The following is a 21,211-nucleotide window of genomic DNA, read 5'->3' as shown; positions in this document are numbered from 1 at the left end:
AGGAATGGGCTTAAAACCTATATTCGAAACCTAAGGACAAATTCAGGTTGTTTCGGAAATTATCCGCAGAAAGCTCATCTCGAGAGTATCCGGTAAACCCATATATCATAAACTTGGGTGAAAGCAACTGCTGGTAACCCAGTCTGGCTCTATAAGAATTGAGGAGCTGGGTTTGATCTCTTGTTTCCTCATCCGGAGAAACACCTGTTCCCAATTGAAGACTGAAAAAGTCCTCTGCGGTCTTGAAATAATACCTTGCTGTAAATTGACCTGAGGTACCGGTTGAATTTTCATCCGGAATCACATTTGCCCGGAAGTTTAGCCACCAGTTTCCTACGTATTTACCTACTGAACCAGTAAGGATGTGGGTAGCTTCTGTAAATCCCAAATATCTGTAGCCTCCTTCTAGCTCCCAAGCTTTGGGAAGATTATGGTAGTAAGAAGCTCCAAATCTAAACTTTGGGAAAAAACTTGCTCCGGAACCACCTAGATTCAAATAAGCATATCCGTTTTTACCAATGGATGGATAGGCATCCAATTCATAGAGGGTTCCAAAATCATCAAATCGAACCGACTGCGTGACCCTTGCTATCAACGCCCCGGTTAATTTAGTTCGGGTTCTCCCATAGACAGACCAGGTTTGCCATGGCGAAATATCTCCGTAAAAAGTGTCGTAGTCATAAGTAGCACCTACAGCGTTGGTTATTCTAAGCCTTTGCAGGTTTTGCATGTATCCCAATAGTCCCTCTTGAGTAAATCCTTTATCGAACAAGGGCTTGGACAACTCAAAGGCTTTTTCGTAATCCCCGTTGTAGTAAAAAAGTCTGGACTCTCTGTATAGGATCTCGTCTGGCAAAGGCGCCGAAAGATTAGACTTGGCTTTTGATAGGACTTCAGAGGCCTTCTGCAGATCGTCTGACCAAAACAAATTATCCAAATACCCTACATAGCCATCTGAATAAGTCGGGGAAGCGATGATCGCCCGCTCAAAGTAGATGTTTGCCGAATCGTTTTTACCCTCCCAGGCATAGCTTCTTCCAACCAAAATCAGAATATCTGCATAATCAGGATACTTAGCCAAGGCACGAAACGCAATTTTCCTGCCCTCCAAATACTTACCATCCAGAATAAGGGACCGGGATTGGCTTAGTAATTCATCCGGATCAAAGGTTTCCTGAGCCTGGGCATAATTCCCAAGAGCGAAGAGCAAAAAAAGCAGAAAGGAAAACTTCTTCATTAGTTAACGGCTTGAGTTTGAATAGTTTTTTTTTCTTCGGCCTTCTTGAAGCCCGTACGGATCATACCTCCCCAACCTCCTTTACCCTTGATAAAGTCTATATGGCCTTTTAGTCCCCACCATACTATTTTCGGATGTACTGTAAACGGCTCAAGGACAATCATCCAAATCAATTTTCGAAGGTCTTTTTTGTCTTTGTAATTATTGAACGCCACTTGCTCATAAAGCACACTGAATGCAGATACGAGAAGAGACAGAAAATACATCAGAGCCAAAAGGGCAAAGAAGTAAACCGCACTGAAGTCTCCTGTCACCAATAAAATAAGGGTATACAGCAAGCCTGTTATTTCTAAAATTGGCGCGGACTTTTCATAAATGGACCAAAACGGATAGGAAATCATGCCTAGAATTCCATATTTGGGATTCAGTCGCAAAGCTTGATGAAGCTGTAAAGTTTCGATCGTGCCTCTCATCCATCGGTTACGCTGTCTGGATAATATCTCCTCGTTTTCAGGTACTTCTGTCCAACACAACGGATCGGGAACAAAGCCTAGTTTGTAAGGAATTTTATGTTCCTCCATGTATCGTCTCATCCTTACGACCAGCTCCATGTCTTCTCCCACCGTTTTGGGAAAATACCCTCCAACTTTTCTGACCAAATCCGTTTTGAAAAAACCAAAGGCCCCCGAAATTAGCATCAATCCGTTGATTCGGGACCAAGCCATTCTTCCCATCAGAAAGGCTCTGAAGTATTCAATCACCTGAAATTTCCCTAAGGTTGTTTCGGGCACCCGATAGTGAGTCACCGTGCCGTCCAAAACATCGCAGTTGTTGGCAATCCCAATGACACCTCCCACTGCGATCACCTTGCGATTGGTTTCCTCCATAAATGGCCTTACCATCCGGGTAATTGAATCACTGGAAAGGATACAATCTACATCAATGCAGGCCAGAAGTTCCATATTGGCGATATTTATCCCGGTATTCAAAGCATCCGCCTTGCCCCCGTTTTCTTTGTCAATCACAATCAGCCTTCTGTAAGAAATATTTTTGGAGCGATAAATTCCTCTGACCGGTTTTGTTTCGATTTCGGGGTAATAGGCAAAGCTGGTTTTTTCCAACTCAAAAGACTCTATAAGTTTTTCAAGTGTATCGTCTTTGGAACCGTCATTGATAATGATTACCTCAAACTTACCGTAATGAAGGGAAAGCAAGCTCTGAGCATTTTGAACAATGGTCTTGCCTTCGTTAAAAGCAGGAGCAAGGATGGAAACCCCAGGGGCGATAGGCGAAGTGATGATGTCTCCATAGTCTGCAAATCTGTTTTTCCTCAGGTAGTCCCTCATTTCCAAGGCACTCAGAATCATGAGAATGATGTAAATAGAAATCACAGAAAAGCTCATGATCAAAAACAACCATCCAAAAACTTCCAGAAGAAAGTAGAAGAGGAAACTATACATGGCGGAGCATTGGGTCTAGAATATGAGCACGAATCTGTTTGGTAATAGGATCAGAAGTACCCAGGGTAGCCTGGTCAAACCGTGAATGATCCAGCGCGCTTAAAGTTTTTAAGAATTGCTTTCTAAGTCTGAATGAAAGATGTTCCGATTCCAGTCTATTGTAAATTAGGGTAACCGATCGGGTATCTCCCAAGGAATGCGCGGCCTTTGCTGCAGCAAAAGCCAAATCTTCATACTCAGACTTCAGGCAATTGTTGATAAAATCGATCTCCATATGGGCTCCCAAAGTCTCATAGGTTTCCAAGATCTCGATCTGCTCCTCTTTTCCAACTTCCTGACTGATCATAGCCAGCTTTTCTATAAGATCTATTCGGCCCAACATTCTGACCAGCTTGATCCCAAAAATCCGAATAGACTGATTTTTTGAATCAAAGAGAACTTCCAGTTTCAATGGCTTCACATTGCTGACAAACTTGATGATTCTCAGGTAGTTCATCTGTTGCCAATCAGACAAAGGAAAAGTTTGGTCCTTTAAAAAATTCAGATCTACTTTCTCGGATAAGTTCAGCAAGGTCGCTACTGCTTGTGATCTGACATGAAAATTATCCGAATTGGTATGTTTTTTTACTTCGGGTAGCGCGTCTACCAAGTCCATCTCGTTGATTTCCACCAGTCCTTCGGCGACTTTATGCCACTTTTTACTTTTCAGTGACTGTATGGACATTTTGTCCAATTCCAATCGCTGATAAATGAGTTTAAGTTTACCCTTAAACTCTCCTTTCATCTTTTTATTCAGACCGATGATCTTTTCGATCAAGACTTCCTTAAACAATAATTTCTTAAGAAGATCAGAAGGAAAATAGGAATAGAAATCATCCGGTTTCATTGCATTTATTTCCTCCAAATCCTTTTCAAAAAGCAAATTGGTCAATGGCTCGATAACTAGTTGTTCATACTCTTTTATAAGGTTTTCTTTATTGCTTTTTCTAACTTTTAGAATGATCATAAATATGATCATGATGGTAGAAATAGTAAAAAAGAAAATGATTACAGCAGTAACTATAAATAGTTTAAAATCAGAAACAAACAGCAGTTTAAACTTTAAAAAAGGTGAATAAGGAGTCTTTTTCGCCAATACAACTAAATCTTCTGAAGTATCTCTTTCTTCAAAAACCGGCATATAGTCCCCATTCCTCACAAGATTTGCCAGGTATTCTCTGGCCCCCTCCCATTTGAATTCATCAGCAAAAACAAACAAGCGCAGGGTATAATCCAAGCTATCAGCGGCAAGTTTGGACTCCATTTCCTTCAATTTCCCAAAATCTTCAATGGGTCTCGAAAAATATCCTGAATCAGTTTTGGCAAAAAGAAAAAGAGTGTCCGAAAGAATAACTTCAGGCAAGAGTTTATCCCGGATCTGCCACCGATAATTTAAACCGGGTACCTCTTCCTGCAAAATCAAAAATTCCCCAAATCCAACGCTGTCTTGGGGAATAATACCTTCTTGGGCCTCAAGGCGAGTCCAACCAAAAGAAAGTGAAATAATGAGGAAAATGCGTAAATCTAACCTCATAGGCACTACTGCAAAGCCCGTTTTACCCTGATTGCCAATTCATTAGGATTGAAAGGCTTTGGTATAAAATCCGAAACTCCCAAGTTGAAAGCTTCCAATACTACTTGCTCTTCCTCTCCCAAGGAACTCAGTACAATAATCGGTGTGTTGGGCTGGGATTTTTTGGCATGATGAATGATCTCAATCCCGCTGCGAAATGGCATCATGACATCGGTGATAATCAAATCGGGATTTATGGTATCGATTGCTTTGACACCTTCATTGCCATCTTGTACCAAATGAGTGTCATAGCCATCCTTTTTCAGCCTAAACTGAACCAGGCTCGAAATCAACAAATCATCCTCAATAATCAGGATCTTTTTCATAACAAAGGGATAAACTCACTTTAAAGATAACATCAATATCCTATTTCAAAGCAATTCCTACCGTCCAAGTAAGGCTTTATCTAAAGCTATGTAAATAAAATGCACTTTATCGCAGTTTAGTCCCTGATCCCTGCCATTGGTCAAAAAAAAAGTTTGAAAAAATAATTCTATCTGAATAGTCCGAGGGCATTTATTAGCTTGCTGATTGAAGAATAACCATCAATCGAATGAAAAAACAATTTCTGAAAGCAGGTCTGCTTGGGTTGCTGGTAGCTGGTTTTTTAACGCAAACCACTTGGGCTCAAAGTGATCCCACAGGCAAGCGCCGAGTAACCAGTACCTATGCCATTACCAATGCAACTGTATTCACATCGCCCGGACAAGCAGGCACCAAAGCCACTGTCGTTTTTAAAGATGGGGTGATTTCGGGTATCGGGTCTGGTGTCCAAATACCTAAAGAAGCCAAAATAATCACCGGAGATTCCTTGTTTGTTTATCCCGGGTTTATCGATGGAGCAGGAAACATGGGAGTCACTAAACCCAAAGATCCAGAGCGTCCAAAAGACTTTGTCTCTTCCAATCCTCCTGATGAAATCGCAGGCATCACTCCTTGGAGATCTGCCACAGAGCAATTCTCCGTTTCAGGCAGTCAAGTGGATGATTGGAGAAAAACTGGATTTACTATCAGTCAAATCATACCTGATGGGGGAATGATTCCAGGAAAGGCCGCTATTATGGTGTTGGGTGACGGTAATTCTACCAATCTTATTCAGACCAATTCTGCCCTGGCTGCAAATTTCAGAGGTTCAAGAGGGATGTATCCTGCCACCGCTGCTGGAGTCATGGCAAAATTCAGAGATGTCTATCTCAATAGCTCTTTGGCTCTGGAGCATGAAAAATTGTTTGCCTCCACTTCTGGGGTAAAAAGACCTCAGATCACCCCTACCCAGTCTGGGATGGCTGCAGTAGTTCAAAAGCAAATACCTGTCCTATTTACCGCATCTTCAGACTTGGAAATCCGAAGAGCGATTGCTCTTCAAAAAGAGCTGGGATTTAAGCTGGTTTTGAGCGGATTGGAAAATTATGAAACCGTGATTGATCTTCTCAAGGCTTCAGGAACACCTGTTTTAATCAAACTTCAGGTTACTGACGACAAAGCCATCAAAGCTCAAAAGGCTGAAGGCGTAACAGAGGACACCAAGGCTCAATATGCAAGAGTAAAAGAAGCCTACGAAACGGCACTCAAGCAGGCGGCCATGCTGGAGAAAGCAGGAATTCCTTTTGCATTTTCCACAGTGGATGCCAAACCAGGTGATGCGTTAAAAACCGTTCAAACCCTGATTAAGAACGGTTTAAGCGAAAAAGCAGCTCTGGCTGCACTGACCACCAATCCTGCATCCATTATGGGAATCAGCAGGGTAGCAGGTACTATCGAAAAAGGCAAAATGGCTAATCTGGTCATCAGTACAGACACTATATTTAAAGAAGATGCTCAAATCAAACATGTGGTCGCTGACGGATATGTGTTTGATTACGAAGTGAAGAAGAAAGCTGCCAATGGAAACGGTAAAACGGAAGGTAATCTCAATGGCTCGGTAGAAGGGGTCTGGGAATATACCTCTGAGACTCCGGCAGGAAGCTCCGGTGGGCAAATAGTACTGAAAAGAGATAATGGGGTTTTGAGTGGCACGATCAGCTATGACGACCCTGCCGGTTCTGGAAAAGTAACCTCTCCTATCAAAAATGCCTCTGTAAATGGAAAAACGCTCAGCTTTGACTTTGACGTTGCTGCGGGAGGTATGAACCTCACCGTGACTATCACCGGGGAAATCAACGGAACCTCTATGGAAGGTTCACTTTCTGTTCCTCAAATGGGATCTTTCCCAGTCAAAGCCACTCTTTCTTCACCTAGCCTAAGCAACTAACGACATGAAAAAGCTCCATTTTATTCTTGCTGCTTTCTTGGGCCTGGGATTAAATACTGTCCAGGCACAAGCCCCAAAAGGCAGTGTCTTAATTAAAAATGCTACCGTTTTGACAGTGACCAAAGGAAATCTGGAAAACTCAGATGTATTGGTACAAGACGGTGTTATCAAGCAGATCGGGAAAAATATCACAGCTCCTTCGGGAGTACAAACCATCGATGCTACAGGTAAGTATCTGATGCCCGGCATTATCGACGCACACTCGCACGTCGCATTGGATGTGGTCAACGAAGCCTCCTCCCCTATCACTTCAGAGGTGAGAATGAAGGACGTGGTCAATCCTTTCGAGATTGGAATCTACCGTGCCTTAGCAGGCGGGGTGACTGTATCCCATGCCATGCATGGATCGGCCAACGTAGTGGGCGGACAAAACGCCACGTTGAAACACCGATGGGGTGCCAAAGATCCGGCTGATATCATCATGCATGACGCGCCTCGAACCATCAAGTTTGCTTTGGGTGAAAACCCTACACGAGTTCATGGTCGTGGAAACGGCATACAGCCTCGCACCAGAATGGGCGTGGAAGCGGTTTTGAGAAACGGTTTCAGTGAGGCAATGCAGTACAAGAAAGCTTGGGAAACCTACAATGCCGCCAAAGCGCAGAAGGGAAATACGATAACGCCTCCTTCTTACAATGAGCGCCTGCAGACATTGGCTGATATATTGGATGGTAAAATCATCATCCACTGCCACTCTTACCGTGCGGATGAAATCTATATGCTCATCAACGTAGCCAAGGATTTCAACATCAAAAAACTGGTATTCCAGCACACCAACGAAGGATTCAAAGTGGCGCCAGAAATTGCCGAATACACCATGGGTGCTTCTGTCTTCGCGGATTGGTGGGCTTACAAAATGGAGGTTTATTACTCCACAGCCTACAATGCCGCCATTCTTCAAAGAAACGGTGCCATCACTTCCATCAATTCGGACTCTGCCGAATTGATCCGTCACTTATACCATGAAGCTGCCAAAACTCAGCGATATGGTGGATTGACCGATGATGAGGCCTTGGCCATGATCACCATCAATCCTGCCAAGCAATTGGGAATTGATGACAAGGTGGGATCCATCGAAGTGGGCAAACAAGCTGATTTAGTCATTTTCGATACCCATCCGCTTTCTTCCTATGCAGTACCTCAGATGACATTCGTGGACGGTGTCAAGTATTTTGACATCAAGACAGACAAGGACGATCAGCGGTTGATGGTCTCTGCTACCGAAATGGTCGAGCCGATCTTCCTAAGAGCCAATGAGGAGGCCCATCGCTGCATGCAGGACGTGGACGCTTACTTTGAAGCATTCCAGGGAGCATTTCTAGAAGAAAAACACTAATCACCCCGAAAATTCAAGAATCACATGAAACGAATTTTAAAAACCTTTTGTGCCTCTTTACTTGCCCTGCTTCCGGTGGTGGCAATGGCCCAGATCGACGGGGAATTTGTAAAACCTCGATCAGGAAAATTCCTCCTTAAAAATGCTACCGTGGTTACTGTGACCAAAGGAACCCTTACCAACGCTTCGGTCCTGTTGGAAAACGGAAAAATATCCCAAGTAGGCCCGAATATCACCGCAGCAGACGCAGAAGTGATTGACTGTACCGGCATGTTTATCTACCCGGGAATGATCGACGGCGGAACACGCCTGGGCTTGGTGGAAGTAAGCTCTGTGCCCGAAACAGTCGATTATGCGGAAATCGGAAATGTAACTCCCAATATGCAGGCATTGACCACCGTCAATCCAAATTCTGAAGCGATCGGGGTAACCCGAGTTTCAGGGGTGACTACGGTGTTGACAGTTCCATCAGGAGGTCTATTCCCTGGTACAGCAGCTTTGATCAACCTCAATGGCTATACACCCGATCAGATGTACGGGGGATTCAAAGCAGTAGCGATGACCTTCCCGAGTTCTGGACGACGCGGTAGATTTGATCGACGATCTGAGGAAGACATCAAGAAGGATGCAGAGAAAGCCCTGAAAGAGGCTAATGACATTTGGGAAAACGCAAAAAGCTATCTCGAACTTAAAAAGTCCGGTGCTGAACTGTCCTACTATCCCGAAATGGAGCAGCTTTCCAAAGTAATCGCTGGAGAGCTTCCTCTTTTGATCGAGGTTAATGCCGCCTCTGACATTCAAAATGCGATCAAATGGGTTCAGGGAAAGAATATTAAAGTCATCTTTACGGGAGTTGCCGAGGGCTGGAGAGTGGCAGATGAAATTGCCAAATCCGGAATCCCTGTAGTCACCGGGCCTGTACAGGAGCTTCCTACCCGTCAGTCAGACCGGTACGACGCAGCCTATTCCAATGCAGGAAAAATGGCCAAAGCAGGTGTAAAAATTGCCTTAAGAACAGATGAAGAGGAAAATGTCAGAAATCTCCCCTTCCATGCCGCTTTTGCAGCAGCCTATGGCCTTGGAAAAGAGGAAGCCCTGAAGGCAGTAACTATCAACCCGGCTGAAATTTTCGGAATTGCGGATCAATATGGATCTGTTGAAGCAGGAAAAAGAGCCAACCTGATCGTTTCGACAGGAGATCCGTTTGAGACCAGAAGTCAAATCCTTCACGTCTTCATCGATGGATATCGAATTCCGATGTCCAACAGACATATCCGATTGTATCAGGAGTTTTTGGAAAGATCTCCAGGCTTGAAATCCAATTAAACATCGAAAAAAGCCATGGGATTTGTTCTCGTGGCTTTTTTACTATTTATTATGGAAGATTTGGAAGAATTAAACATTGAAAAATTGATTTTCACAGTTGATTCAAATTCCTACTTTTCAGTACTCCTATCCGCCACGGCGGACAAGTAATTAAAATAGTTCAATCCACACAATGAAACACCAATTACTTACTCTTACCGCAGCGTCTCTCTTTTCCTTCCAAGCTTTTGCCCAGCAGGACGGCTTTCTTCCTTCCCAGTTTGCCGAGCAGAAAAAGTTTGAATTGGACTTTTTAAATGCGGTCAATTATGACCGGTTCAAAGTTCATCTTACCGAACTCACTAAAAACCCTCATATCGCCGGTACTCCAGAAAACGAGCTGGTCAAAGATTACATGGTCAAAACCATGTCAGATGCAGGGATGGAGGTCAAGGTTTGGCCTTATGATGTCTACCTTCCCAATCATCCGGGGAAATCTGAATTGCAGATCATTTCCCCAGTCCAAATGACACTTTCCCAGAAGGAAGGAGCTTTGCCTGAAGATCCTTTTTCTGCAGATCCCAGACTTCATTTGGGGTTCAATGCTTTTTCAGGTTCCGGGGACGTCACTGGGGAGGTGGTCTATGTGAATTACGGCACAAGGGAAGACTTCATGAAGCTTGCCGAAATGGGAGTTCCCTTGGCAGGAAAAATTGCCGTAGCCCGCTATGGGGGCAATTTCCGGGGGTACAAGGCAAAATATGCCGAACAATATGGAATGATTGGCTTGGTGGTGTATACCGACCCAAAAGACTCAGGGTTTACCCGGGGAGAGGTTTATCCTAAAGGTCCTTTTTTCAACGAAACCACCATTCAGAGAGGATCGATGTTGACTTTAGACTTCACTGGAGATCCTTTGACACCCAACCGACCGGCTCTTCCTTTAGATGGACCAAAGAAAATCAAGCGTGACGATCCTGCGGAGGTAGACTTTCATACCATCCCCGTCACACCCATTGGATATGGTGCTGCCAAAGAAATCCTGAGTAGAATGACCGGTTCGGAAGCTCCTGAAGCTTGGCAGGGAGGATTGCCCTTTAAATATAGAATCACAGGAGGCGAGGACCTGAAAGTACGTGTGATGGTGGATCAAAAGCCAGATTTTATCAGAGCAAACAACGTGATCGGAACCTTTGTCGGAAAAGATCATCCGGATGAATGGATCATCATGGGAAGCCACTACGATGCCTGGTCTTTTGGCGCCACTGACCCCAACTCAGGTACTGCCATGCTGCTGACCTTTGCCGAGGCATTGGGAGATTTATACAAAAAAGGTCAAAAGCCTTCCCGATCCATTCTGATCGGCCACTGGGATGCCGAAGAGCAGGGAGTGATCGGCTCCACCGAATGGGTCGAGCACCTGAAAAAAGAACTGGGTGCGAAGACGGTTTCCTACATGAACTTTGACGGAGGCGTATCGGGCAGGAACTTTGGAGCCTCTGCCGCTCCTACTTTGAAAAAACTGATCATCGATGCATCCAAAGAGGTAACGTATCCTGATTCAGCTAAAACGGTTTTTGAAGTTTGGGCGGGTAAGAACTCTGAGCCGGGAATAGGTAATCTTGGGGGAGGATCGGATCACATCGCGTTCTACATGCATGTGGGCATTCCTTCCTTAAGTGGAGGATCGGGAGGTCCGACTGCCTACCACTCTAATTATGACAATTTGTACTATTACTCCAAGTTCTCTGATCCAAGCTTCAAAATGGGTGGAGCTGTTGCTCAACTTTTTGGATTGGTAGCCATCCGCCAGGCAAACGCGGCAATAATTCCTTATGATGTGCCCCGCTACGCCAAGGATCTGAAAGGACACTTTGAGCAAGCTGTGAAAAATGTCAAAACCATCGATCCCAACTTTACCGGTTTTGATCAAGTGGAAGCCGCTTTGAAGAAACTGGAAGCGAGTTCGGTAGCCTATCAAAAAAATCTTCATCAATCCATATCGGAGGAAACCGTTCATTCCAGCCATTTGAAGAAAATCAATACCGGATTGATCGGACTGGAAAAAAGCTGGATTGACCCCAAGGGCATGTATTATGGAGAGTGGTACAAGTCACTCTACGTATGCAACGATCCTTTCTCCGGCTATGCATCGTGGATTCTTCCTGGAATTCAGTATGAGGTGGCCATCAAAAACACCGCCCGACTGGAAGAGTGGGATACCCGATATGCCAAGGCCATTTTGGATCTGAGCAAAAAGATCGACAAGCTGACCAAGCTGTTGGAACCGAAGAGGGTCCGATAAAACCGAAACCGCTAAGTGTGAACTTGGCGGTTTTTTTTCTGATCTGTGAAATGGAAACATCAAGTATTTAACTCAAATAGGAATTGAAATCCATTGAACTAATCACTTGATAAAAAATCTTTACGGAATTCCAGATCCAAATATAGATCCTGAAAGGGTCAAACTTCTCAATAGCCGCTGGTGAAACCCGTGGATAAGAGCAGATTGGAAATCCCCCTCGACCCCAGGGGGTGTCGAACAAGTAATTTTTTTTGAAAACAGGTTCAGCCCTTTCAGGGTTGGTTTTCTTTCTTCAATCCCTTTTTCCCTAGGTTGCACCTAGGGCTATTCAAAGGTTTGACCACTTCGTGGTCTCCCTCCTATGTTTTATATGAAAAGGATAACTTAATATTAATATTAAATGAACCTTATGATTCACGATGAATCCATCCACTCAACATGAAGTATTGGCTTCCAAATTGGGATTAAAAGATGCGCAATTGGAGGAAATACGAAGCTTTATCCATAAAAATCCAGCCATTCAGGAAGTGATTGTCTATGGTTCCCGAGCCAAAGGTAACTACAGACTTGGCATTGATGTAGATTTGGTTTTAGTTGGAAAAGACCTCAAACTAGCGGATCAACCCGCCTTTTGGAACGATTTGGATGATAGCTATCAGCCTTACTTTTTTGATGTCGCGATTCTGCAACACATTCAGAATGAATCCCTACTTGATCATATCTCACGGGTAGGAAAAAAAATCTATCAGAAGGAAGTCTAAAATTCCACCTTGAGTTTTTTTGAAAAGGCCTCCCCATCCTGTGTCCTGCCTTCCACTCGGATATGGATCGATTTCACACCATAAGGCACTTTCACTTTGGTTTTAAATTGCCCAGCTGATGTTTCAGCGGCAGGCTCCCAATAAACAGTGGGTTTTCTCTTTAGGTATTGGTCAGATGGGGGATTTTTAGGGAATTGCGCAAAATCTGTAAAACCTGGAATAGGAAAAATTTGGAAACCATCCGAATTGAATTTACGATCGGATTCAGGTCCTGTTCTAAACCCTTTTTTGGTCTCAATCATAATCACACCTGCATAGCCGGCCATTCCGAAAATAGATTTACCAATATTGTCTGAATAGACTTTGATCGATTCGAGCTGGGAAGGCTCAAAACCAAGCAAGGTTGTCCTAAACTCAATCGGGTCCATGTAGGGCATGGAAGATCCATCTATTATTAGCAAGGGTGTACCTGTCCTTTCTCCATAGGTGTAATTTCTGAATTTCAAAGTATTCAAATTAAATCCGAAACGGCCCAAGATTTCTCCCATAGTTTCCTTTTCGAGAATATCTCCACTTACCTCCTGAGTAGGTTCACCATATCCATAATTCCGCTCAGCCATGGTTTCCCGCTCCCTGACCTCTTCTTTCACAAACTCCTCCAGCAAAATGTAATCTCCGGAAACATCCAACCCATTGTTTTCTTTAAGAATGGGTTCCTTGGTGTAAGAAAGCCTCGGATGATTGATGGGGACTTTCGGACGATTCAGAGGCATAAGTTGAACTGAACCATAGGGCCTCCTCTTCTCATCCATAGCCGCAACAGCAATCTGGGCCGTATCCTTAAAGTACAACCCTGTTGCCCAAAAATTACCCATTGAATCCGTCATCACCTGACCATAATCCTCCAAATCTCCCCTCACTACTGTGATCGGATTGATTGGCGGTCGCCGTTTGTTGTCTGCTGTAAACTTCCCCCGAACCGAAATCCCATACTCGATCGGATAGGAAAGCGGTGAGTCGAAGTAATCCGGGAGCTGCCTATCCAGCCAGTTCAACTGCTCCTCCAGTGAATTGGCTTGCTCAAGGTCCACCACCGATTCCCCATCGGTCATAGAAAGAATAAACTCTCCATCAATCGGATTTTGAAACTCATCCAAAATCTCCAGTTTCAAATCCATCACCCTGTAATTCAGTGAGTCGCTAAGCAAAAACTCGGGCTTGACCGTGATCTCTCCCTGAAAAGATTCCGATTCGACAGCTTCTGCTTTCGGCTGAAACCCGGTTTCCATTACAACAAAAGGAGCCAAAAACTGATCAGTCTCTCCGAAATTCTGACTCCAATGGGTGTAGCCTCGCAGCACATAATCTCCCGGAACTAAACCCGCTGACAAGTCCAATCCACCTGAAATTTTCCCCTGCTCAATCTGAAACGTGGCCGATTGAATGACTTCCGAATTGGAATTGATCAAGTCCACGTATACCACCCGACTGAGGGAATCGGCCAAGGCCTGATCCTGATACAACATCCGACCTCCAATCCAAGCCGTTTCGCCGGGATAGAAATAGGATTTGTTAGTCTTCAGCCAGACTTTTTCCCGCAGTCGATTGAAGCGGATCGCCGAACTAGTGATCACCTCCTCCTGAGCTTTCTCCGTGACAAACTTCCTGTTTGGCTCAAAATCGAGCGGAAGAATCCGGGCCATTCGCTGCCGGCCTAAATAGCCAGAAAGGACGAGTTGGGTGGGGTTGAGCAGGACCCCTTTTCGATCCACATCGTAATAGCCATCCGGCGCTTGAATCCAACTGATCGCATGGTAAACGTTGGTGTAATAGTCGTTTCGCCAAGGCTTGTCCAAGTGGTGAACTTCCATCCTGCCCGGTAAAAAAATCCGGAAATTTCCGTCACCAATAGGCCTTCTCAAAATCGAGTCTTTGGAAACCAATACGATAGATTCATTCAATTCCTGGGTAAAATCATTGGTTCGCCTTCGATCCATCTTTTCCGGCAAGGTATGGTAAAGCTTAAAAAAAAGAGAGTCGGAAGAGCTAAGAAGAATAGACTCATTAAGATGGCGGAGGGAACTGTGAAAATTGATTTCCCTAGCACTTTCCCACTGAGCGACCTCTTCGGGATCTTGAGAACTCAAAGGCTCATAAAAAACCTGTCCGTAAAACCTTGACCCGTTACGCAGTACCCTAAAATCCTGAAGGTAATAGTCGATCTCATATCCCAATGCCTTGTTAATAATTTTTAGGGGCTCCTGCGCTGAGGCGCTTAAGTAATTTTGCCCCTGATTTGTTTTCGCTTTCTCAAAATCCACCACCCAAGGATTCACTATTTCAATCTGGGATTTGTAGGGGTCGTCCGGTAAAGCCAAAAAGACTTCCTCAAACCTTCGAAACGCCCGTTCCCAACTTTTGTCCCGCTTGGCCTTGAGCTCAATCTCGGAAAGGTTGGATTCATTGAAGACCAACTCAAAATCAATGTGGATTACCGATTGACCTCGGGTAGAAACTTTTTTTACCTCAGTAATGTAGCCTACAAAAGACGCCACTACCTCGATTTCCTGAGGCAAATTTCCAGAAATCTGAAATTTCCCATCCGTATCAGTTGCTTTCCCGAAGGTGGTGTTGCTGACAAACACATTGGCAAAAGGAAGAGGCAAACCTGTCCCCTTTTCCCGAACCGTACCGGTAATGGTCTGGGAAAAAACCAACCTAGTGACACACAATAATCCGATAAGGAGGAGATAGCGCAAGAAAAAACAGTTTATCTATTTCTACTAAATTGCTTTAAATAACCTATAAAATCCTTTATTTCCAATTCCTAAGTCTTGACAGGTAGAAATTGAGTCAAGGCTTTACTTGAAGTTTTCAAGTACAGGTTGATGACTTATTAATCCACTTGAAAAAATCACCATCCTCAGCTCCTAATCAAGAAATTGCCCGCGGACACCTGTACGATTTCAAAACACTTCTATTTGCGTAAATACCTAAAACACCTTACCAGTGGATATTTTGAACTTGGAATAAATTTTGGGAAAGAGATTCTAAACCAACTTATCCATGCTCACCTTCTTGCTTTGGCTATTCCTATTCATCATTTGCTGGCCATTGGCCATCGCAGCACTTATCCTCTACCCTTTCATCTGGCTTTTGCTACTTCCATTCAGGATTTTGGGATTTGCCATCGATTTGAGCTTTGACCTGGTTCGAAACTTGTTCATGCTTCCCTTCAGACTTGTAGGGGTCAAGTAATCAGGCGAAAGCCCTGAATTACTCCCTTTTTCAGTTTCCTCCTCTGCTTCACCATTTTAAGAAGTGAACAGGAGTGGTGGGAAAAACTCTTTATTCTCCTAATTTTTGATAGGTTGCGTGCCTTTTTTTCAAAAATCCGAAAGCCATTTTTTCCAAACTCCGCTGATAAAAGTCATGATTTCTGGAAGTGCATTTGGATAGCTTGCAGGAGAGATTTGTTTTTATTTCATCCTTAGAAGCTACGTTTAGTATGAGCAAGAGCACCACAGATTTTAAACCCCTGAGTCCGGAAGAGTGGGAAAATTCCTGGCAGCAGCATTGGGCAAAGTCCCAGATGAATTACGAATTGCCACCCAACCTCAGTAAAAAACTGAAGGACGAGCGGGAATTTCTTTCTCAGGTACGCAGTCCTGAAAAAGACAAAAAAAGACTGGAGCGGGTCACCAAGGAGTTTGAAATGGCGCTTAAAAAAATGAATAAAATCGGTCCGGCAGTGACCATTTTTGGTTCAGCAAGATTTCGGCCCGGAGATGAATACTATGAATTGTCAAGAAAAACCGGAGAAGTCTTCGCCCAAGCGGGTTTTTCTGTTCTGACAGGAGGTGGACCGGGGGCAATGGAAGCGGCAAACAAAGGTGCTTTTGAAGTCGGGGGGAAAACCTACGGTCTCAATATTATCCTCCCTCACGAGCAAGCACCCAATCCCTATGTGGATGGCACAATTGAGTTCAATCACTTTTTTGTCCGCAAGACCATGTTGGTCAAGTACTCCTGCGCCTATATTGTGATGCCGGGAGGATTGGGCACCTTGGATGAACTTTTCGAAGCTGCCACCTTGATCCAATGCCATAAAATCGGACCTTTTACTTTGATATTGGTTGGAAAGGAGTTCTGGAAAGGACTGAGGGATTTCGTAGCATACATGGCCGGTCAAGGGGTTTTCTCTCCCGAGGAAATCGGTTTTTCAAAAATCGTGGATAGCCCGGAGGAAGCGGTGGAATTGGTATTGAAAAGCATTCCTAAGGAACTCCAGAAAATTTTGGATAAAGAAAAAGCCAAGCTGAAACCCAGGAAACCCAAAAGCCTGGAAAGCAAAGCAAAACCATTGAATAAGTGAAAAAATGAAAATCAAACTTTTGGGTGCCGCAGGAGGAGAAGTGACCGGTTCCTGTTATTTGGTTCGAACTGAAAAATCGGCGATTCTGATCGATTGTGGGATGTTTCAGGGCGGAAGAGATTCCGAGGCCAAAAACCTCCTTCCAGAAGGTGCAAAGCCAGATCAGGTACAAGCCGTACTTCTGACTCATGGACATTTGGATCATACCGGAAGAGTTCCTCTACTGATCAAGCATGGATTCCGTGGGCAAATATTCAGTACAATCCAGACCCTGCAGTTGGCCCAAATCATCCTTCAGGATTCCGCACGATTGCAGGAGGCAGATGCTGAACGACAGAATCGCAAGCATTGGGAGCCAGGCCAACCTTTAATGGAACCACTTTACAGCCCTGAGCATGTGGAGTTTATGAAAGAACTCAATCAGGAGGTCCCATTTGGGGAGCCTATCCGGATAACCGAAGACATCACCGCCCGATGGATCGAAGCGGGTCACATGCTGGGATCGGGAAGCATTGAACTGACCGTATTGGAAGACGGAAGGAAAAAAGTGATTGCCTTTTCGGGAGATTTAGGCCCGCTGACTATGCCTTTGCTGAGGCCCTTTGAGCATTTTCACCACGCGGATCTGGTGTTTATGGAATCTACCTACGGAGACCGAATTCATAAATCCTACGATGAAACCGTCGAAGAATTTGAGCGGATCGTGAAGGAAGTCAGCGAAACAGGAGGGAAAGTCCTGATCCCGACTTTTGCCATCGGCAGAGCCCAACAGTTGATCTATCACATGGCGGAGTTTTACAATACCGGGAGAGTTAAGCCTTTTCCTGTTTATTTGGACAGCCCCATGGCGATTCGGGCTACGGATGTTTACCGAAATCACCAAGACTTATTAGACGAAGAATTTCACATGCTGAAGCAAAAAGGCGCCTTTCCGGTTGATGAAAACTATTTCATCACCAGTGAAAGCGGTGAGTCTTCCAAAGCACTCAATGAGGTCAAAGGTCCCTGCATGATATTAGCCGGTGCCGGCATGTGCAACGGGGGCAGGATTCTCCACCACCTCCGCCACAACCTCAAAGATCCAAATACCCATGTGGTCATCGTGGGATTTCAGTCACAGGGTTCTTTGGGAAGAAAGCTGGTAGAAAAGGCCGAGACCGTTCGGATATTCGGGGAAGAGATTCCGGTCAAGGCCAAAGTCCATACACTCAATGGCTTCAGTGCTCATGCCGGGCAAAATGATCTACTGGAGTGGTTTTCTCATTTGGCGCCGAGCAAACCAAAAGTTGCACTGGTACATGGGGAAGACGGTCCAAGGGTCATTCTTTCCGAATTGATCGAAAAAAAATTTGGAATAAAGCCCCTTCTGCCTGAAATCGGTGACCTCATAGAAATCTAAAACAAGGTATTTTTTCCTATACCCAGTCTTTAAAATATGTCCACCATGAAGGTTCTACAATTCGGGAATGTCCTCCTACTCACCTTCCTTTTTTTGATGAAAAGCCATTTGAGCTTTTCGCAAAATGAATGGACCAAGAACATCTTTGCCGAAAACGGTGCCCGTATAATCGATGATCAGAACAAAATCGCCAAGCTGAAAATGCTTCTGGAAACAGAAATTCCACTTTGGAGGATCGTTTCGATTATTGACACAGTCAATGCCACATCGAAATGGATCAAATCTCTTCCAGTGAGGTAAAACAAAAGCCAGAAGTAATCGACGACTTCGGGCTTCTTTTTTGATCTGATTTAGGCCGTTACTTTTCACTGAAAACTGATCACTGTGACTGCCTACTGATAAAACTACCTAGGTTCCCTACTTCCCTCAAATAACTCGTATTTCAACAGGCGGCAGTCAATTGTTCCGTTCCAAAACTCAATCCTTCTGCTGGCTTTCAGTCCGACCTTTTTGGCTAGTTCAAGATTACCGGTAAAAATGTAGCCTCTGTACCCAGCACATTTTTGCTTCATAAAGTCCCCCATTCGCTTGTAGGTGAGTTCCAACTCCTCATTTTCGCCCAATCGCTCTCCATACTCTGGATTGAACATAATCACACCACGGGGTCGTTCCGGAATTTCTGTTTCAGCAAAATCACACACTTGAAAATCAATCATGTGCTCAACACCTGCGTAAGCCGCATTTTCCCTTGCAAAAGAAATTGCCTGAAGGGAAATATCAGATGCCACGATGGCTACCCCGGGGTCATGGATCACCTTGTTTTCCAGCTTTTTCTTCTTGGCTAAAAAAGCCTGTGGATCATAGCCGAGGATATGCTGAAAGGCATACTCATTACGATACAATCCCGGGTAGCGCTTAGAAGCCATCAAAGCCGCCTCAATTGCTAAAGTTCCCGAACCACACATGGGATTGATAAAAGGCACGCGGGTATTCCACTCCGTAGCGTAAATGGTGGCGGCTGCCAAAGCCTCCATCATAGGAGCCTTTCCGGGAATCTTTCGATAGCCATGTTTGGCCAGCGTTTCTCCAGAAGTGTTGATGTACACGGAAGCTTGGGTTTCTTTCCAAAAAACCTGAAAAACCAAGCCTATAAAATCTGAGCCTGAATCCGGTCTCCTACCTTTTAATTCACGAAATCGGTCTACTATCGCATCTTTCACCTTCACATTCACAATCAAAGGAGTGGTGACCGATTCATTTTCGACCACCGAATTCACCGAAAAATACCCATCTACGTCCAGGTATTCTTCCCAGGGAATGGCTTTAAAGCGGCGGTAAATATCTTCTGCATTTCTCAGGTAGAAAGACTTGATCTCGTACAGCACATGCGAGGCCGTGCGAAGATGCAGGTTGAGATCCATGCAGTCCTCTAGAGAGGCTACAATCTCCAAGCCGGTACGGGTAATTGACTTCGGTACAAACCCCAGTTCTCGAACTTCCTGCTCCAAATACGTGACCGAACGGTCCTTGCAGGTGATAAATACTTTTCCTTTTTGGTTGAAATCAAGCATGCGCAAAAGTACTAAACAGATCGCTCAAACCTTAGAACTCTATAAAATACCTGACCGTCCATCCGGTTTTCACTCGAAAAACTCGCAATCGTTTTCGTAAATTGAATCCGTTGTTTATTGTCCTGACCCACCTATTTCCTGAATTTTAGCTAATTCAAACACATACACCCATGAAATTTAAAATAGCCTATCTATCCGTTTTGACCCTGTTGACCTTGACTGTTCAGGCTCAAAACGGAAATTGGAAAAACCTTTTCAACGGTAAAGATCTCAGCGGCTGGAAAGCTGTAGCAGGTAAGGCCACCTTTGAAGTAAAAGACGGAGTCATAGAAGGCACTGCCGTGCACGGTACAGGAAACACATTTCTGATTACCGAAGAAATGTACACCGACTTCATCTTGGAAGTAGACCTTAAAATCAACCATATCTCCTCCAACAGCGGCGTTATGGCAAGAGGCCAATTTGATCCTGCTGCACGTAATGGACAAGGCTTGGTCTACGGCTATCAGATTGAGGCTGACCCTACTCCCCGAGCTTGGTCTGGAGGAATCTATGATGAAGCCCGAAGAGGTTGGTTTTATCCACTTGACTTGAATCCGGCAGCCAAATCAGCCTTCAAAATGGGCGAGTGGAATACCTATCGTATCGAGGCAATCGGCAATACCATCAAAACTTGGGTAAATGGACAGGAAGTGGCCTACTTTGTAGACGATATGGATGCCAAAGGATTCATAGGACTTCAGGTGCACAGCATTCAAAACAAGGAGGATGAAGGAAGAAAGACTTATTTCAGAAATGTCAGAATTCAAACCGAAAACCTCAAGCCCATTCCTTTCAAAGGAGATGTATTTGTAGTCAGCACACTGAAAAACGAACTAACCGATCTGGAAAAGAAAAATGGTTGGAAGCTCTTGTTTGATGGGAAAACCAGCAAAGGTTGGGTAGGCGCCTACAAAGACAAATTCCCTGAAAAAGGCTGGAACATTCAGGACGGAACCTTGACCATCCAGAAATCCGATGGAAGCGAGTCCAATTCTTTTGGAGACATTGTGACGACTGAAATGTACAGCGCTTTCGATTTGGCCTTTGATTTCAAAATCACCGAAGGCGCCAACAGTGGTGTGAAGTATTTTGTGACCCTTTCTGAAGGAAACAAAGGCTCGGCTATTGGTCTCGAATACCAAATTCTGGATGACGTCAACCATCCTGATGCGAAGCAAGGCATCGATGGAAATAGAACCTTAGCCTCCCTTTATGATTTGATCAAAGCGAACAAGCAGCCACGATTTGTAAGAAAGCCCGGTGAATGGAACCAAGGAAGAATCATAGTCTATCCCGACAATAAAGTCGAGCATTACATCAACGGTGTAAAGGTGGTAGAATACCAAAGAGGATCTAAAGAATACCGAGACTTGGTAGCTATCAGTAAGTATAAGGTTTGGCAAAACTTCGGGGAAGCAAAAGAAGGACGTATCCTACTTCAGGATCACGGAGATGAAGTTAGTTACAAAAACATCAAAATCAAGCCTTTAAAGTAAC

Annotated in this window: 16 protein-coding genes; 10 read left to right on the top strand and 6 right to left on the bottom strand. The window is 44.4% G+C overall.

Translation table 11 applies throughout. The features are described 5' to 3' along the window. Positions 1-10: 10 nt before the first annotated feature. The 4 genes from DDT91_RS19880 to DDT91_RS19865 are packed head-to-tail and all read right to left on the bottom strand — an operon-like array spanning position 11 to position 4,635. Positions 11-1,237 (bottom strand): YaiO family outer membrane beta-barrel protein, encoded by a 1,227-nt coding sequence (locus DDT91_RS19880; protein WP_187177953.1) that lies wholly within the window; start codon positions 1,235-1,237, stop codon positions 11-13. Next, on the bottom strand, positions 1,237-2,697 hold the full coding sequence (locus DDT91_RS19875; protein ID WP_187177952.1) for a glycosyltransferase: 1,461 nt from the start codon (positions 2,695-2,697) through the stop codon (positions 1,237-1,239). The genes DDT91_RS19880 and DDT91_RS19875 overlap by 1 nt, the downstream gene beginning before the upstream one ends. Continuing rightward, complete coding sequence (locus DDT91_RS19870) at positions 2,690-4,270, bottom strand: hypothetical protein (protein WP_187177951.1); 1,581 nt, start codon at positions 4,268-4,270, stop codon at positions 2,690-2,692. The genes DDT91_RS19875 and DDT91_RS19870 overlap by 8 nt, the downstream gene beginning before the upstream one ends. Before the next feature lie 5 nt (positions 4,271-4,275). Next, positions 4,276-4,635: a response regulator transcription factor gene (locus DDT91_RS19865; RefSeq protein ID WP_187177950.1), complete on the bottom strand. Its 360-nt coding sequence runs from the start codon at positions 4,633-4,635 to the stop codon at positions 4,276-4,278. Positions 4,636-4,862: 227 nt separating this feature from the next. Between DDT91_RS19865 and DDT91_RS19860 the strand changes: the two genes are divergently transcribed. The 5 genes from DDT91_RS19860 to DDT91_RS19840 all read left to right on the top strand — a co-directional run bounded on the left by DDT91_RS19860 (position 4,863) and on the right by DDT91_RS19840 (position 12,327). Continuing rightward, positions 4,863-6,560 (top strand): amidohydrolase family protein, encoded by a 1,698-nt coding sequence (locus DDT91_RS19860; RefSeq protein WP_187177949.1) that lies wholly within the window; start codon positions 4,863-4,865, stop codon positions 6,558-6,560. Positions 6,561-6,564: 4 nt separating this feature from the next. Next, positions 6,565-7,956 carry an amidohydrolase gene (locus DDT91_RS19855; protein ID WP_187177948.1) on the top strand — a complete coding sequence of 464 codons (1,392 nt, stop codon included), beginning with the start codon at positions 6,565-6,567 and terminating at the stop codon, positions 7,954-7,956. Between the two features lie 24 nt (positions 7,957-7,980). Continuing rightward, a complete protein-coding gene (locus tag DDT91_RS19850; RefSeq protein WP_187177947.1) occupies positions 7,981-9,282 on the top strand; it encodes an amidohydrolase family protein in 1,302 nt (433 codons plus the stop codon). A 172-nt stretch (positions 9,283-9,454) separates the two neighbouring features. After that, positions 9,455-11,566, top strand: a complete 2,112-nt coding sequence (locus tag DDT91_RS19845) for a M28 family peptidase (protein WP_187177946.1) — start codon at positions 9,455-9,457, stop codon at positions 11,564-11,566. 419 nt (positions 11,567-11,985) lie between these two features. Continuing rightward, positions 11,986-12,327 (top strand): nucleotidyltransferase domain-containing protein, encoded by a 342-nt coding sequence (locus DDT91_RS19840; protein WP_187177945.1) that lies wholly within the window; start codon positions 11,986-11,988, stop codon positions 12,325-12,327. Here DDT91_RS19840 and DDT91_RS19835 read toward each other — a convergent pair. Next, on the bottom strand, positions 12,324-15,086 hold the full coding sequence (locus DDT91_RS19835) for a carboxypeptidase-like regulatory domain-containing protein (protein WP_187177944.1): 2,763 nt from the start codon (positions 15,084-15,086) through the stop codon (positions 12,324-12,326). The genes DDT91_RS19840 and DDT91_RS19835 overlap by 4 nt on opposite strands. A gap of 307 nt (positions 15,087-15,393) precedes the next feature. On the opposite strand from DDT91_RS19835, the gene DDT91_RS19830 reads away from it, so the two are divergent. From DDT91_RS19830 to DDT91_RS19815, 4 genes are all read left to right on the top strand, one after another. Further along, positions 15,394-15,585, top strand: coding sequence for a hypothetical protein (locus DDT91_RS19830; RefSeq protein WP_187177943.1), 192 nt, complete (start codon positions 15,394-15,396; stop codon positions 15,583-15,585). A gap of 250 nt (positions 15,586-15,835) precedes the next feature. Beyond that, complete coding sequence (locus DDT91_RS19825; RefSeq protein WP_187177942.1) at positions 15,836-16,702, top strand: TIGR00730 family Rossman fold protein; 867 nt, start codon at positions 15,836-15,838, stop codon at positions 16,700-16,702. A 4-nt stretch (positions 16,703-16,706) separates the two neighbouring features. Further along, positions 16,707-18,101 (top strand): MBL fold metallo-hydrolase, encoded by a 1,395-nt coding sequence (locus DDT91_RS19820; RefSeq protein WP_187177941.1) that lies wholly within the window; start codon positions 16,707-16,709, stop codon positions 18,099-18,101. A gap of 45 nt (positions 18,102-18,146) precedes the next feature. Further along, positions 18,147-18,401: a hypothetical protein gene (locus DDT91_RS19815; protein WP_187177940.1), complete on the top strand. Its 255-nt coding sequence runs from the start codon at positions 18,147-18,149 to the stop codon at positions 18,399-18,401. Between the two features lie 104 nt (positions 18,402-18,505). On the opposite strand, the gene DDT91_RS19810 is transcribed toward DDT91_RS19815, so the two are convergent. Then, on the bottom strand, positions 18,506-19,672 hold the full coding sequence (locus DDT91_RS19810; RefSeq protein WP_187177939.1) for a class I SAM-dependent RNA methyltransferase: 1,167 nt from the start codon (positions 19,670-19,672) through the stop codon (positions 18,506-18,508). 170 nt (positions 19,673-19,842) lie between these two features. Here DDT91_RS19810 and DDT91_RS19805 point away from each other — a divergent pair, with 170 nt between their 5' ends. Beyond that, positions 19,843-21,210: a DUF1080 domain-containing protein gene (locus DDT91_RS19805; RefSeq protein ID WP_187177938.1), complete on the top strand. Its 1,368-nt coding sequence runs from the start codon at positions 19,843-19,845 to the stop codon at positions 21,208-21,210. Position 21,211: the final 1 nt, after the last annotated feature.

Source organism: Algoriphagus sp. AK58 (assembly GCF_014324365.1).
Lineage (GTDB): Bacteria > Bacteroidota > Bacteroidia > Cytophagales > Cyclobacteriaceae > Algoriphagus.
The sequence above is the reverse complement of the archived record's forward strand: the minus strand, read 5'-3'. Positions and strand labels throughout refer to the sequence as shown.